The sequence below is a fragment of the Pseudoalteromonas sp. MT33b genome (genome assembly GCF_014117385.1).
Lineage (GTDB): Bacteria > Pseudomonadota > Gammaproteobacteria > Enterobacterales > Alteromonadaceae > Pseudoalteromonas > Pseudoalteromonas lipolytica.
On record NZ_CP059831.1, the window covers coordinates 1350984 to 1366059 of the forward strand.

At 42.4% G+C, this 15076-nt stretch carries 13 protein-coding genes; 11 read left to right on the forward strand and 2 right to left on the reverse strand.

All coding sequences use genetic code 11. The annotated features are described in order from the left end of the window. The first annotated feature begins 315 nt into the window (after nt 1-315). From nagK to H3302_RS06295, 10 genes are all read left to right on the forward strand, one after another. Complete coding sequence (gene nagK, locus H3302_RS06250; protein ID WP_036969344.1) at nt 316-1230, forward strand: N-acetylglucosamine kinase; 915 nt, start codon at nt 316-318, stop codon at nt 1228-1230. Then, the gene (gene nagA, locus H3302_RS06255) at nt 1230-2342 is read left to right on the forward strand and encodes an N-acetylglucosamine-6-phosphate deacetylase (RefSeq protein ID WP_036969341.1); all 1113 of its coding nucleotides are present in this window, start codon (nt 1230-1232) and stop codon (nt 2340-2342) included. The genes nagK and nagA overlap by 1 nt, the downstream gene beginning before the upstream one ends. A 64-nt stretch (nt 2343-2406) precedes the next feature. After that, the gene (gene nagX / locus H3302_RS06260) at nt 2407-3537 is read left to right on the forward strand and encodes a transmembrane glucosamine N-acetyltransferase NagX (RefSeq protein ID WP_065979347.1); all 1131 of its coding nucleotides are present in this window, start codon (nt 2407-2409) and stop codon (nt 3535-3537) included. A 215-nt stretch (nt 3538-3752) separates the two neighbouring features. Further along, nucleotides 3753-4547, forward strand: a complete 795-nt coding sequence (nagB, locus tag H3302_RS06265) for a glucosamine-6-phosphate deaminase (RefSeq protein ID WP_180311498.1) — start codon at nt 3753-3755, stop codon at nt 4545-4547. Nucleotides 4548-4715: 168 nt separating this feature from the next. After that, on the forward strand, nt 4716-5633 hold the full coding sequence (nudC, locus tag H3302_RS06270) for an NAD(+) diphosphatase (protein ID WP_075594117.1): 918 nt from the start codon (nt 4716-4718) through the stop codon (nt 5631-5633). Nucleotides 5634-5650: 17 nt separating this feature from the next. Beyond that, complete coding sequence (locus H3302_RS06275) at nt 5651-6829, forward strand: cystathionine beta-lyase (RefSeq protein ID WP_036969333.1); 1179 nt, start codon at nt 5651-5653, stop codon at nt 6827-6829. Between the two features lie 112 nt (nt 6830-6941). Continuing rightward, nucleotides 6942-7760 (forward strand): ABC transporter permease, encoded by an 819-nt coding sequence (locus H3302_RS06280; protein ID WP_036969330.1) that lies wholly within the window; start codon nt 6942-6944, stop codon nt 7758-7760. After that, nucleotides 7757-8665 (forward strand): ABC transporter ATP-binding protein, encoded by a 909-nt coding sequence (locus H3302_RS06285; protein ID WP_065979344.1) that lies wholly within the window; start codon nt 7757-7759, stop codon nt 8663-8665. The genes H3302_RS06280 and H3302_RS06285 overlap by 4 nt, the downstream gene beginning before the upstream one ends. A 2-nt stretch (nt 8666-8667) precedes the next feature. Beyond that, nucleotides 8668-9042 (forward strand): PH domain-containing protein, encoded by a 375-nt coding sequence (locus H3302_RS06290; RefSeq protein WP_036969326.1) that lies wholly within the window; start codon nt 8668-8670, stop codon nt 9040-9042. A gap of 221 nt (nt 9043-9263) precedes the next feature. Beyond that, nucleotides 9264-10052 (forward strand): putative porin, encoded by a 789-nt coding sequence (locus H3302_RS06295; protein ID WP_036969325.1) that lies wholly within the window; start codon nt 9264-9266, stop codon nt 10050-10052. 57 nt (nt 10053-10109) lie between these two features. Here the strand turns inward: H3302_RS06295 and H3302_RS06300 are convergent, their stop codons facing one another. Next, a complete protein-coding gene (locus H3302_RS06300) occupies nt 10110-11954 on the reverse strand; it encodes a M2 family metallopeptidase (protein ID WP_074989862.1) in 1845 nt (614 codons plus the stop codon). A gap of 208 nt (nt 11955-12162) precedes the next feature. Here H3302_RS06300 and H3302_RS06305 point away from each other — a divergent pair, with 208 nt between their 5' ends. Next, on the forward strand, nt 12163-14442 hold the full coding sequence (locus H3302_RS06305; RefSeq protein ID WP_075594113.1) for an acyl-CoA dehydrogenase: 2280 nt from the start codon (nt 12163-12165) through the stop codon (nt 14440-14442). A 49-nt stretch (nt 14443-14491) separates the two neighbouring features. Here the strand turns inward: H3302_RS06305 and H3302_RS06310 are convergent, their stop codons facing one another. Continuing rightward, nucleotides 14492-14932 carry a hypothetical protein gene (locus H3302_RS06310; RefSeq protein ID WP_036969320.1) on the reverse strand — a complete coding sequence of 147 codons (441 nt, stop codon included), beginning with the start codon at nt 14930-14932 and terminating at the stop codon, nt 14492-14494. Between the last annotated feature and the right edge of the window lie 144 nt (nt 14933-15076).

The window sequence follows — 15076 nt, forward strand, 5'->3', positions numbered from 1 at the left end:
AACATGAGTTACACTGATTACAAATAAAGGAAACGTGGTTTGTCAAAACCAGATTTATGCCAAAAAAGGTGTGAATGAAAGCGTTATCAGCCATCCTTGATGGAGAATTAAAATTTCTTACCTTTAAATAAAGCTATTTAATTCAGTGAATTATGAATAAATATGAAACTAATGCTAATTTTTATAAAAAATATAATGACAACGCTGTCATTTGTTGTGTAACATTAAATCAACATGGGTCGAGATGATTTCGCATTCAGATAAGAAAAAAAGTGCGATTGAGACAAAAACTAAACGAAGGTTAGGGGTCGTTAAATGATGGCGAAGAGTGTGAGTGAGGACCAGTTGTTTATTGGTATTGATGGTGGCGGAACGAAATGTCGAGCAACTATCTACTCTGTTAAACAGGGTGTATTAGGAACCGGCCTGGGTGGTCCAGCGAATCCATTACATGGTTTGGAACGCACACTTGAATCAATCATGGTTTCCACACAGCTTGCGCTTCGAGACGCGGGATTACCCCTTGAAACGGTTCATCAACTTTATGCTGGTTTAGGATTAGCGGGTGTAAATCTTCCGAGCCTTTACGATAAAATTATGGAATGGGATCATCCATTCAAACAAATGTTCTTAACGACCGACTTACACACCGCGTGTATAGGGGCACATGAGGGCAGTGATGGCGCTGTTATTATTACAGGCACTGGCTCATGTGGTTTTTCATGCGTAAACGGTCGCACGACTAACTTTGGTGGCCACGGTTTTGCGTTAGGTGACAAAGGAAGTGGCGCATGGATGGGCTTAGAAGCAATTAAAGCCGCATTACTTAATTTAGATGGCTTAGGGCCTTCAACGAGCTTAACGAGAGTGATTACTGAACATTTTTCTGCTGAAAATGCGATGGGTATTGTTGAGCAAATGTCGGGACAGCCTTCAAGTAGTTATGCAAAACTAGCGCGCTATGTGTTTGACGCTGCTAATAATGGCGATGCGGTTGCCACTGCTATCGTTCAAGATGGTGCTGATTATGTGAGTAAATTAGCGCACCGTTTACTTGAAAATAAGCCTCCTCGGTTATCGATGATTGGTGGCCTAGCAGAGCCCCTTAATAAATGGCTTGATACCGAGATAGCAAAACGCGTAGAAGCGCCTATTCAGCCACCAGAAATGGGCGCTGTGTATTTCGCACAACAATCAGTGCTCGAACAAAATCAAGAGGTTGCTCTGTAATGGCTACTTATCATGCTACGTCATTGTTTACCGGTGACGAGTTTTTAGAAAATGTTTTTTTTAGTGTTGCAAATGGGGTGATGACATTTGTTGATGCTGTTGATAATGCGATTGAATTAGATGGCTTAGTCGCTCCGGGTTTCATTGATGTACAAGTGAATGGAGGAGGCGGTGCCTTCTTTAATGCTGAGCAAACAACAGAATGCTTAGACCGAATAGCGAAAGCACATGGTCAGTTTGGCACTACGGCACTGATGCCCACCTTGATCACCGATAAAGTTGAAGTAATGGCGATGGCGGCTGATGCAACAGCCAAAGCACTTGCTGAGGGGGTACCTGGGGTACTAGGAATACACTTTGAAGGCCCACATTTATCATTCCCTAAAAAAGGCACACACAGTGAGCAATTCATTCGACCAATAACAGAACAAGAATTTGCGATTTATGCACGTCAAGACTTGGGTATAAAAATGGTGACCTTGGCACCTGAAAGTGTCAGTACCGACGACATTGCTCGTTTAATCGAGTGTGGTGTAAAAGTATCTATTGGTCACACGAATGCTGATTTTGCGACAACGAATGCAGCACTTGCTGCGGGAGCCGATGGGTTTACACACTTATTTAATGCTATGTCAGCGTTTACTTCTCGAGAGCCTGGTGTTGTTGGTGCCGCACTTTGGGATGATAACAGCTGGTGCGGATTGATTGTTGATGGTCACCATGTACACCCATCATCAGCCAAGTTGGCAATTCGTACCAAGCAACGTGGGAAAATCATGTTAGTCACAGATGCGATGCCACCTGTGGGTACAAATGATATGGAATTTGATTTTTTTGATGGTCGAAAAGTAATTCGAACAGGTGATCGTTTAAATTCAACGACGGGCGAGTTGGCGGGCAGTGTATTAGACATGGCAAGCGCGGTGCGAAACACCGTGAATACCTTAGATGTTAGTTTAGCGGAAACATTACGCATGGCGTCACTGTATCCTGCACAGTACCTCGGTTTAAAGAAAAAAGGCCGCTTACTAGAAGGCTATGATGCCGATTTTGTCGTACTTGATGAGCATCAATGTGTGACAGCTACTTTTATTGCTGGTAAAGCGCTGTAATTAACTTCCCTGGTAAAAACCCCCGCCGTTGTATCGCGGGGCTTTTTGTATTCGAGGTAATAACATGACAACAACACACCCTACAAAAAAACGTTTAGCCTCATTAGATGCGCTTCGTGGCATGGACATGTTTTGGATATTAGGTGGTCAGTCGATATTCGCAGCGCTATTTGTGTTAACAGGCTGGACTGGCTGGAAAGTATTTGAAGCACATACTGTGCACAGTGCCTGGCATGGCTTTACTTTTTATGACTTAATTTTCCCGTTATTTATTTTCTTATCAGGCGTTGCTATGGGGCTTGCACCGAAGCGCATTGACCACTTAAGTTGGGATGAGCGTAAAGTGTATTACCGTAAGGCAGCTAAACGTTTGTTATTATTGTGCCTATTAGGGATTTTGTATAATCATGGTTGGGGCACAGGCATGCCTGTGGCGCTTGATGAAATCCGTTATGCCAGTGTACTTGGTCGCATTGCGATCGCGTGGTTTTTTTGTGCCATGCTAGTGTGGCACACGAGTCTGCGTACTCAAGTTATCACGGCATTGTCTATTTTAGTCGGTTATTGGGTCCTTTTGTGCTTTGTGCCAGTACCCGGTGGCAGTGCAGGGGACCTATCTGCAGCGGGGAGTTGGAATGCATGGTTTGATGCACATTTATTACCAGGTATTAGCTATCAAAACCGTGTCGTTGACCCAGAAGGCGTGCTGTCGAATGTTCCAGCGATTGTTAATGCTTTAATCGGTGTGTTTGCAGGCCAACTTATTGCCCGAGCTCAGCAAATGGGTGAATGGAAAATGTCGGTAATACTGTTTGCCTCAGGGGTTATCTGTGTGTGTTTAGGCTGGTTATGGGACTTACATTTTCCGGTAAATAAAGAATTATGGACGAGTTCGTTTGTATTGGTCACTGTTGGCTGGAGTGCGATGTTACTTGCTGTGTTTTACGCGCTGGTGGATATTCTGCCAGGCCAGCGAGCAGCGTATCCATTTGTGATCATTGGTGCTAATTCAATTATTATTTATTTGGCATCAAGTTTGGTGAATTGGGGCTATGTAAGCCAAAGTGTGTTTGGTGGAGTGATCCGCTCAACACCAGAAATATGGCAGCCTTTAATGAGTGTTATTGCATTACTGGCCGTTCAAATGCTGGTGTTACATTGGATGTACCGCCGCAAAATTTTCGTGAGTGTATGACAAAATAGCCCCATATTTTTGTCGAAAACAGTTATTTTTTATTCACTTTTACTTTACAAACTTAAATCTAAAAGTGATAATGACAGCGTTGTCATAATGGTTGTAGTCACTGTACCGTATCCTGGCAGTGGCTTGATCTAAAACCCAATTAGATTGCACGTGTGGTTGGGTTTTAGATCCCATTTTTTTCCAACTTAAAATTAGAGCTAATCGATATGCAAATAGTGATTCTTGATGATGCCGCACAAGTCGCAGCCTATGGTGCTGACATCTTTGCAAAACAATTATTAAAAAAGCCAGCGTCAGTACTTGGTCTCGCAACAGGTTCAACACCTGTTGCGCTATATCAAGAACTCATTACTAAAAATAAAGCGGGTGATATTTCCTTTAGCCAAGCGACAACATTTAATTTAGATGAATACTTAGGTTTAACAGGTGAGCATCCACAAAGTTACCGATACTTTATGAATGAGCAGCTGTTTAATCATATTGATATCGATAAAGCCAATACGCATGTGCCGCCAGGGGATGCAGAGAATCCTTTGGTTGCGTGTAAAGACTACGAGCAAAAAATTGTCGATGCGGGCGGCATCGATGTGCAATTACTGGGCATTGGTCGTAACGGTCACATTGGCTTTAATGAGCCGTCGTCAGGGCTTGCATCACGCACACGTGTTAAAACACTGACTAAAGCAACGATAGATGATAACGCGCGTTTTTTTGCTGAGGGCGAATACCAGCCTCATTTATCAATTACGATGGGGATTGGCACCATTCTCGATGCTAAAAAAGTGGTGCTGCTAGCTACAGGTGAAAGTAAAGCCGATGCTGTACATGCGATGGTTGAAGGCCCATTAATGGCGAAATGCCCAGCATCAGCATTGCAGCTACACAAAGATGCAGTGATTATTATCGATAAAGCTGCCGCAAGTAAATTAGAAGATTTGGCGTTTTATCAGCACATAGAGGCTGAAAACCAAAAATTACAGGCACACCTAGCGAGCTTGTAAAATTGTGAGAGAGCATAAAAAAGCCCATTTGGGCTTTTTTTATGCCCGTTATAAATTGGGTTTATCATCAGCTTATGGTAATTTCGTAGACGAACCTTTTTAGGATACTAAAACGTAGTTTCTTTAAATGGTTAGAGTAGAAGATGTAAATTATTTCAAAGGAACGTCATGCTGAATTACTCTCAAATGCCATTGGACCGTGCATCAAATCGTCGCAAAGATCCTAAGTGGCTAAAGGCACAAATAAATTCGCAAAGCCGCTGGTTATTGGTTAATAAAAATCAAAGTTTATTCGTAAAAGATACGCCGCAAGTATGTTATTTACGGTTATCGCAAGTGGATCATTTAGACTTATCAAAAGGCATTTTGCTTGGCCTTGATGAGCAGGACATTGCTCATTTTGCATTGGATGTAAGTGACGTTCCAGAATCGGTAATAGCTCCCGTACTTGATGGTGCTGAATTTGTTGATATTCGCAAGTTAGGCCCTCAAGTTGAACTTAAACAAGGCTCTATTGCAGCCCTTGCCAGAGGTTTGTGCTTCTGGCATGCAACGCATCGCTTTTGTGGTCGGTGTGGTCATGAAAATAACATGGTTGAAGCGGGTCATTCACGCTTATGTGAAAATCAAACCTGCCAACATCAAACATTCCCGCGCACTGATCCTGCCGTTATTATGATTGTAACAAAAACCTTTGCTGATGGCGTTGAGCGCTGTTTACTAGGCCGCCAAGCCAGTTGGCCCGAAGGGGTTTATTCAACGCTTGCTGGATTTGTTGATCCTGGCGAAACGTTAGAACAAGCCGTTGCACGCGAAGTAATGGAAGAAGCGGGGATTGAGGTGACAGACATTCAATACATTGCCTCTCAACCGTGGCCATTTCCTTCCTCTATAATGTTTGGTTTTATGGCAACCGCCGTGTCAGAAGATATCTTAGTTGATAAAGACGAATTAGACGATGCGAGATGGTTTAGTCGTGCAGAACTTAATGAATTTGGGCAATGGCATGAACAAGGCAATCACCTTAAGCTAACACGACAAGATTCTATTTCACGATTTTTGGTTGAGCACTGGCGCAACCTGTAAAGCAGATTGGAAAACAAATGAAAAAGATAAATAGAAATACCCAACTCGTCTCTGCAGGGCGTAAGAAAGCCTATACACAAGGCGTTGTTAACCCGGTAGTGCAACGTGCGTCAACGGTGGTATTCGACTCAGTTGCAGAGTTAAAGGAAGCAGCAAAAAAACGGGGTGATAAAACACTTTTTTATGGCAGACGAGGAACAACAACACACTTTGCATTACAAGAAGCCATCGCTGAACTTGAAGGTGGCGAAGGCTGTGCGCTTTATCCATCAGGCGCTGCGGCTATTAGTAACGCTTTATTGTCGTTTGTAAAAACGGGTGATCATATTTTAATGGTCGACACGGCTTATGAGCCGACACGCGACTTTTGCGATAAAATATTGGCGGGCTTGGGCATAGAAACCACTTACTACCCGCCAGGCATTGGCGCGGGCATTAGTGCGCTTATAAAAGACAACACCCGCGTGCTATTTTTAGAATCGCCGGGCTCAATCACCATGGAAATTCAAGATGTGCCAGCGATGGTTGCTAAAGCAAACGAACGTGGTGTGATGACCATGCTCGATAATACGTGGGGGAACGGTTTGCATTATCGCCCACTTGAGCACGGTGTTGATATCAGTATTCAAGCTGCAACAAAGTACATTGTTGGTCACTCCGATGTAATGATGGGTGTGGCGGTTTCAAACAAAAAATATTGGCCAACATTAAGAGAAAACTCATATTTATTGGGTCAATGTACCTCAGCAGATGATGCGTATTTAGCATTGCGCGGCCTTCGTACGATGGCTGTGAGATTAAAACAACATGAGCAAGCTGCAATTGACGTTGCAACATGGCTTGAAACCCACCCATTGGTTGATCATGTACGCCATCCTGCATTCGAAACATGCCCAGGGCATGAATTCTTTAAGCGTGACTTTGATGGCAGTAATGGCTTGTTTTCATTTGTAATGAAAGCAGGTAATCAGCAAGCCATTGATGCATTTCTAGATAGCTTACAGCATTTTAAAATGGGCTTTTCATGGGGAGGATATGAAAGCCTCGTCACGGCAAATTTAACCATGAAAGGACTGCGTTCTGAAACTGGTTGGACGCAAGGCCCTGTGATACGTTTACATATAGGCCTAGAAGATGTGGCTGATTTGCTAGCCGATTTAGATCAAGCACTCGCCATTTATGAGCAGCACCTCTAACTTAAAAATATACTTTGTTACATAAGAGCCGTTTATCGGCTCTTTTTTTCTGGTAATTCAAGCTGTTTCACCTTAGTGTAAATTAAATATTAAAATTCATTAAGGATTATGAGTGACGCAGTTACATCCTAAACGCCTTGCGCAAATTGCACAATTTGAGCTTGTAAGACTCTTTTTAACCAAAAGAGGGTTACTAGCCGTTGCCGCATTTGCCATTTGTTGGTTATTAATTTTACGCTACCCCATAGCGCAATCTGTTAGCTTAATAAGTTCGCCAGATTTTGCCGATTTTGCGAGGCAAATGTTTGGTGCTATCGGAATTAGTAAACTTCTCGATTGGCCAGAATCAGAACTTGCGGTGTATTGGCTTATTGCTTTGTTTAGTTTTCCTGGTTTTTGTTTATTTTTATGCAGTGACCAAACCGTGGGAGATAAACAACGCGGCACACTGCGCTTTTTATCCTTGAGAGCGACGCGCAGCGAAATAATTATAGGTCGCTTTTTAGGGCAGTTATTAATACTCACCGTACTTTTATTTGTGACCTTAATGGCCACTGTTTCGATGTTAGCGTACCGAGAGCCGAGCTTATTTGTATCTGGGCTTAGCCGCAGTGTTGTTTTATTACTGCATTTAGTGATCACCGTTATGCCATTTATCGCGTTAATGAGTTTTTTAAATACGTTTGCACGTTCTGCGCGATTATCCTTTGTTTTGGCTATTTTATTTTTTGCAGCAGGGAACATTATTATTGGTCTTTTAAGCTGGCAATGGCCTATTTTTGAGGTGTTAAATTATCTGTTTCCAGGTTATCAAATTGACCTTATGGCAGGGCAAAGGGCAGGGCTGATGTTAGGTGTCGGTTTACCTTTGCTGCAGACAGCTGTTTTGTTAGTTGTGGCTGAGCGTATTTTTGCAAGGAGTTCATTATGACCGTATTAATTCGTGGCGAAGGTCTATCGAAAAATTATGGCAGCAAACGCGCGCTCGATAATGTCAGTTTCGAAATTAGTAAAGGGGCACCAGTGGCATTGGTTGGGCCAAATGGAGCCGGTAAAACAACGCTATTTAGTTTGCTCTGTGGTTACATTTTACCTAGCGCAGGAAGTTTATCGGTAATGGGACATAAACCGGGCAGTGCGGCCTTGTTTGGTAAGCTCACTGCATTACCACAAGATGCTCAACTGGACCCGCGCTTTAGCATTGCCCATCAACTTAATTTTTATGGTCAATTACAAGGCTTAAGCAATGCGGTACGCAACAAAGAAACCGCACGCGTACTTGAGCTGGTTGGTTTGGCTGAGGTAGCTAAACAGCGCCCTGATGATTTATCGCATGGTATGCGCAAGCGTGTCACAATTGCGCAAGCATTAATAGGCACACCTGAAATCGTGATGCTAGATGAAGCAACCGCTGGCCTTGATCCGATTCATGCGCGTGAAGTGCGCGAGCTTGTCAGTACACTTAGCAATGAAGCGACTTTTATTTTGAGCTCGCATGATTTAACTGAACTCGAGCGTTTATGCTCTCAAGTGCTGCATTTAGACCAAGGTGTGTTAAGCGAGCATCAAGCTCGTTCAACAAGTCAGGACAACAAACATTATATCACTTTGCAACTGAGTCAATTATACGACGGGGTAGAGACCAAACTATCAAGTTTGCCAGAGGTCAACCATGTCTATATGAGTCAATCAAAAGAATATGTTATAGAGTTTGAAAAAGGCGCTGACCCATTTGATATCAATCTTCTTCATTTTTGTTATCAACAAGGTTGGCACTATCGCCAATTGGTTAATGGTCATACACTTGAAAATCAAATATTTAATAAGGAGAGCTAATCATGGGTCTATTAAGTGGGTTAATGGGGAATGCAAGCGAAGTCGATAACAGTGACTTAGAGCATTTAATTGCCAATACATTAATTGAAGGAGAAAGCGTACAAAAAGCCTACAAGGTTGTACGCGATATGTTTATCTTTACCAATAAAAGACTAATCCTTATTGATAAACAAGGTGTTACTGGTTCTAAAATGGAAATTTTGAGTATTGCTTATTCAAAAATCACCAAGTTTAGTAAGGAAAGTGCCGGTCATTTTGATTTAGATGCGGAGTTGAAAATTTGGGTTGGGTCAGATCCAACACCAATCACTAAAGACTTTAAAGCCGGAGATAACATTAATGAAGTTTATAAAATTATAAGCCAATTCTCTATATAAGGTACTGAACTGCTTGTTCTTTTCTAGAAAAAAGGGGGCTTTGAACATCCGTTTAAGCCAACTTTTTCTTTACATTTACCGACACTTTATTACAATTAGTATAGTAAAAACAAATGCTTAGTTAAGTTGTTGTTCAGTTTTCTCACGTTAGCATGTGCCCACATTAGCCAACAGGCTAGTTTTTAATAGCAATAAAACAATGTTAATAGGGAAATCTGTTTATGAAAAAGTTAGCAGTTATTATTTCAAGTATGCTTCTGTCAACTGCCGCGACTGCTGCGGATAGTTATCAATCAATTAGCCATTTAGGGTACATGGACACCGATGGCAACGACACTGTGAGTGTTGATTCAACTTACTACTTTGCTCCAAAGACGACATTAGGTCCGTATGATCAATTTGAATACATCAACAAAACAACCAACGTGTATGGTTCGTATGCTGATGATGACTTTGGTGATGTGACGGGTCTTGGCGGTGAGTACTTTGTAAAAGATTTCGTATTTGGTGCGGGCTATAACAATTATGACTATGGTTCGAGCACAGATGTATTTAACGTATCTGCGGGTTATTTCTTTAATCCGAACCTACTGTTAAAAGCGACATTCATCGACGTTGAAGACGGTGAAAATTCGGTGATGTTTGATCTTAAGTACAATCACCAGCTAAACAGCACAGATTACGTGGGCTTCACATTAACAGCGGATGATGACTTTGATTATCGCGCGGTGAATGCGAAGTACTTCATGGACCTTAAACAAGGTAATTACTTAACGGTTGAAGGGACTATCTCTGATACTGATAATGCAGGTAGTTCATGGGAGTTAGGTTCTAACTACTATTTCTCAAAAGCAACATCGGCATTTGTTACATTTAACAAAGAAGATGATTACAGCTTTGGTGCTCAACATTATTTCAACAAAAATGTGGGCTTAAAAGTGGGTTATGCAAACAACTGGGATGACTCAGATTACGATGCATACTTCGCAAACGTTAGCCTGCAGTTCTAATCATTTATTTGATTATATGAAAAAGCCCGCATATGCGGGCTTTTTGCTTTAGGTTGTTTACCAACCGCACTCACGGTCTTTATTTTGTTCATCAAGGTATTTTTGTAATGGTGCAAAGTAATCTAAGATTGCAGTGGCATCCATTTGTTCTTTACCGGTAATGGTGGCAAGTGCTTCTTGCCATGGACGACTCGAGCCCATTTCAAGCATTGCATTTAGTTTCTCACCAGCCTCTTTAGAGTTATACACAGAACAGCGATGAATGGCTTCTTCGTTGCCCGCAATTTCACAAAGGCTTCTGTGGAAATCAAACTGTAAAATATGAGCTAAGAAATAACGTGTATAAGGCACATTACCTGGAACATGGTATTTTGCACCGGGATCAAAGTCTGATTCACTTCGAGCGATTGGCGCTTGCACACCTTGATATTTCTCACGTAACTCCCACCATGCTTTATTATAGTTTTCAGGTGTTACTTCGCCAGAGAATACCTTCCAGCGCCATTGGTCGACAAGCAGGCCGAATGGAATGAAGGCGACTTTCTCAAGAGCCATTTTCATTAATAGCCCAATATCTTTAGACTCATCAGGCACTTCATTTAACAGGCCTATTTCTTTCAAGTAACCCGGCGTTACCGAGAGGGCAATGGTGTCGCCAATTGCTTCATGGAAACCATCGTTCGCACTTTCTTGATAATAAACCGGTTGAGTGTTGTAGGCACGTTGATAAAAGTTATGCCCTAACTCGTGGTGAATAGTTGAGAATTCTTCGCCTGTGCGTTGAATACACATTTTAATTCGTAAATCGTCTTTACTATCGATGTTCCATGCAGAGGCATGACACAACACATCACGATCACGAGGCTTTATAAATAATGAACGTTCATAGAACGTGTCAGGAAGTGGTGCGAATCCCATTGATGTAAAGAATTTTTCTGCACCGCGAACCATTTTCAGTTCATCGTAATCGTGTTCAGCAAGCAATGCTGTCACATCGTAACCAGGATCTGCGTTTTCAGGCGCAACAACATCATAGATATTGCCCCACGTTTGTGCCCACATGTTGCCTAATAGATGTGCTGGGATTGGTTGGTCTTGGGGTACTTTATCTTCACCATATTGTTCACCCAGTTTTGCACGAACGTGACAATGAAGCGATTCGTAAAGTGGTTTAACTTGACCCCAAATACGATCGAGTTCTTTGGCAAAATCATCAGCAGGCATATCGTACTTGCTTCGCCACATTGCACCTGTATCTGCGTAACCTAGTTCTTTAGCGCCTTCATTGGTTAGCACAACCTGTTGTTCATACAACGGGCGCATAGGTTTTGATACTTGTCGCCAACCTTGCCATAAATCGAGTAGTTCGTTGTAGTCTCGGCTGGTGGCCATTTTAGCGGTCATTTCACCTAGGCTTAAACAATTTCCCTCTTCTTTACAATATTTCCCTTTACCATAAATACCGCCGAGTTCAGCCACAAGCTGTGATAACTTAGCAGTTTTTGCTGCATCTTGAGGTGCAGGCAATGTGAGAGCTAGCTTTAGTTTATCGAGTTTTCGGCGCGCATCGTAATCAAGCTCTATACTGTCAAACTTGGCTGCTTCGTTAGCGAGTCGCACAACCGATTCAGTCATTTTTCGATTAACTTCTGCTGATAACTCAGCACTGTCATGAGTAATGAAGTTTGCGTAAATCCATTCAGCACGGCTCGATTCTAAAAACAGTGCACTTAATTCTTTTTCTGTTTCTGCGATAAATTTATCTGCATCTTGTGCTGTTGCTTGGGGTGGTGTTTGCGTGGTCGTTGTTTTCGCAGTAGGCGCTTCGTCGTTACAGCCAGAAAGTGCCAAGGCACTTGCGACCATTACAGCACTCACACTGAGCTTAAATGGAGTCTTCATAGTTTTTCCCTAAAGAATGTTATTGTTATCGAACTACTGGCTGAGCTCTGATGTGTCAGTAGTTTTAGTATGGTAGTGGCATAATAGCAGTGTCGAAAAAAAGAACAAGCGAAGAGCCGAATTGAGTCACCGTTACGATTTGACACGTTGTATTTATGGCACGATCAGTCATACTTGAGGCAGTTGATTAAAATAAAAGGATTGCACAATGACTACTGTAATTATTCTGTTACTGGTTGCTGTGATTGTGATTTTTGCTGTGAAAGATATTCGCATAAACCTGATCACGCGACCTACATTTAGTATGTTTAAAAGGGTATTACCGCCTTTATCTCAAACAGAACGCGAAGCAATGGAAGCGGGTGATGTTTGGTGGGATGGTGAGTTATTTAGTGGTAACCCTGATTGGCAAAAGCTACATCGCTTTCCCAAGCCTGAGTTGAGCGAAAAAGAACGTACATTTTTAGCTGAGCAAGTAGAAACCTTGCTGGCAATGCTCGACGATTATCAAATTGTTCAAAAAGATAAAGACCTGCCTAAAGAAGTATGGGATTACCTGAAAAAAGAAGGTTTCTTTGCACTGATCATTCCAGAGAAGTTTGGTGGTCGTGAATTTTCGGCAATTGCTAACTCAACCATTGTGTCTAAAATCGCCACTAAGAGTCTAACAGCCGCTGTGACGGTTATGGTTCCTAATAGCTTAGGACCGGGAGAATTACTGCTTCATTACGGTACAAAAGAGCAGCAAGAGCGTTGGTTACCAAGCCTTGCAAAAGGTGATGATGTGCCATGCTTTGCATTAACAGGACCTGAGGCCGGCTCAGATGCAGGGAGTATTCCTGATACGGGTGTCGTGTGTAAAGGTGAGTTTAATGGCGAAGAAGTCATTGGTTTAAAACTTAACTGGTCGAAACGATACATTACGCTTGCACCGATTGCGACCGTGTTGGGGCTCGCGTTTAAAATGTATGACCCCGATGGTTTACTAGGTGATAAAAAAGAGCTGGGCATTACGTGTGCGTTAATTCCAACCGACCACGAAGGCGTGCAAACAGGTGAGCGCCACTATCCATTGAATATGGCGTTTATGAATGGCACCACGTATGGTAAAGATGTATTTATTCCGCTTGATTGGATTATTGGTGGAAAGCAGGGTGCAGGACGAGGTTGGCGTATGTTGGTTGAATGCTTAAGCGCAGGCCGCGGTATTTCGTTACCCGCCTTAAGCACAGCAACCGGGCATTTAGCTTCACGGATGACATCTGCCTATGCCACTGTTCGTCAACAGTTTGGTGTCTCTATTGGTCAATTTGAAGGAGTGCAAGAGGCTTTGGCACGCATCGGCGGGTTAACTTACACGCTTGAGTCTGCTCGACTCATGACCGCAGGAGCCATTGATTTAAAATTGAGCCCTTCGGTAGTCACTGCGATTGCCAAATACCATATGACAGAAATGGGTCGTACAGTAATGAACGACGCAATGGATATTCATTCAGGCAAGGGAATTCAAGTCGGGCCTAATAACTATCTAGCTCATGGTTATATGGGGATCCCAGTGTCTATTACGGTAGAAGGCGCTAATATTCTTACCCGTAATTTAATGATTTTTGGTCAGGGCGCAACCCGCTGCCATCCATTTGTACTTAAAGAAATGGAAGCTGCTGCAATGGAAGATCACGACTTAGCGTTAAAAGAGTTCGACGCGCTACTACTACAGCATATTTTGTTTGCTGGGAGTAATGCGGGGATGGCTTTTGTACACGGTTTAACGCGTAGTTATTTTGCCAAAGCGCCTGTGAGTGGTGCCACTTCTGTGTATTATAAGCAATTAGGGCGCATGAGCCGAGGCTTAGCGTTTTGCACCGATGTAGCGATGTTAGTTTTAGGCGGCGAGTTAAAGCGCAAAGAAATGATTTCAGCACGCTTAGGCGATGTTCTCAGCCACCTGTATTTAGCTTCTTGTGTACTTAAACGTTACGAAGATGAAGGGCGTCAACAGGCCGATTTACCGTTTGTTCAATACGCAGTAGAACATTCACTGTTTAGTATTGGCCAAGCATTTGATGGCTTTTTCAAAAACTTCTCAAACCCTGTAGTGAACTTTTTACTTAAACGTATTGTGTTTCCATTAGGCAACCATTATCACCGCCCAAGTGATGAGCTGGCGCAAACTATGTGTGAGCACATGAGTAAGCCTGGTGTGTTCAGAGATAGGTTAACACACTTGTGCTATGTAGATGAGAATGCTGGGACGGGTGTGATGGAAAATGCCTTTATGGCGATGATTGATACTCATGAAGACTTCAAGCAGCTGCGCAAGTGGCAAAAAGAGGGCACCATTGGCCGTAATTTAGAGCTAGAAGATGCGATAGCGGTGGCGGCAGAGAAAAACTTGATTAACGACACGGTTGTTGAGCGAATGAATGAAGCAAATGCGCTGCGAAAACGAGCCATTGCTGTTGATAACTTTGCCCCCGGTGAGCTGTAGCTCATAGCATAAAAAAGCCTTGCAAGAGCAAGGCTTTTTTAAACGTTATTTATCGTGCAAATGGGTCTGGATTAATTTTTTCGATATACCAATTGCTCTTTTTACGTATCATTTGAACACTGCGCATATCATCTATTTTCTTACCATTAAAGTAGCCGGTAAATATTAGGTTTATATTCGCTTTATCACCGTACTGTTCGCGTAGACTCATATTTGTCATATCGACTTCAATCACGACTTCATCGTATTGCATATTAATAAGGTTACGCGCAAATTGGCTTGCTGTGCCGTAAGATTTCATAATGCGCGCCATTTTAGGGGTGGCATATTGCATTGCAAGGTCGAAATCTTTTTGATTATAAAGGGCATCGAAATATAAGGTTGCCGTGTTTCCTGGTGTGTTCTTTTCACCTTTTGGAGAATCTTCAGAGCCGCAACCGAACAGCAGCACGCCACTTAATAGAGCACAAATAAAGAGTATTTTTTTCATTGTTATTGTTTGGCAGTTCAAGATAACTTTAAGTGTGTGACGAAATGGCAGTGATGTAAAGTTAACTCAGTAAATTTATTGGATAATATTGAATTTTATGTAATAAAAAAGGATGCACATGCATCCTTTTTTTTGATTTTGAGT

Bases quoted from the DNA above. Each gene is read 5' to 3' on its own strand.
- H3302_RS06275 (WP_036969333.1), top strand. From the start codon at position 5,651: ATGAAAAAGATAAATAGAAATACCCAACTCGTCTCTGCAGGGCGTAAG.
- H3302_RS06295 (WP_036969325.1), top strand. From the start codon at position 9,264: ATGAAAAAGTTAGCAGTTATTATTTCAAGTATGCTTCTGTCAACTGCC.
- nudC (WP_075594117.1), top strand. From the start codon at position 4,716: ATGCTGAATTACTCTCAAATGCCATTGGACCGTGCATCAAATCGTCGC.
- H3302_RS06300 (WP_074989862.1), bottom strand. From the start codon at position 11,954: ATGAAGACTCCATTTAAGCTCAGTGTGAGTGCTGTAATGGTCGCAAGT.
- H3302_RS06305 (WP_075594113.1), top strand. From the start codon at position 12,163: ATGACTACTGTAATTATTCTGTTACTGGTTGCTGTGATTGTGATTTTT.
- H3302_RS06290 (WP_036969326.1), top strand. From the start codon at position 8,668: ATGGGTCTATTAAGTGGGTTAATGGGGAATGCAAGCGAAGTCGATAAC.
- H3302_RS06310 (WP_036969320.1), bottom strand. From the start codon at position 14,932: ATGAAAAAAATACTCTTTATTTGTGCTCTATTAAGTGGCGTGCTGCTG.
- nagK (WP_036969344.1), top strand. From the start codon at position 316: ATGATGGCGAAGAGTGTGAGTGAGGACCAGTTGTTTATTGGTATTGAT.
- nagX (WP_065979347.1), top strand. From the start codon at position 2,407: ATGACAACAACACACCCTACAAAAAAACGTTTAGCCTCATTAGATGCG.
- H3302_RS06285 (WP_065979344.1), top strand. From the start codon at position 7,757: ATGACCGTATTAATTCGTGGCGAAGGTCTATCGAAAAATTATGGCAGC.
- nagB (WP_180311498.1), top strand. From the start codon at position 3,753: ATGCAAATAGTGATTCTTGATGATGCCGCACAAGTCGCAGCCTATGGT.
- nagA (WP_036969341.1), top strand. From the start codon at position 1,230: ATGGCTACTTATCATGCTACGTCATTGTTTACCGGTGACGAGTTTTTA.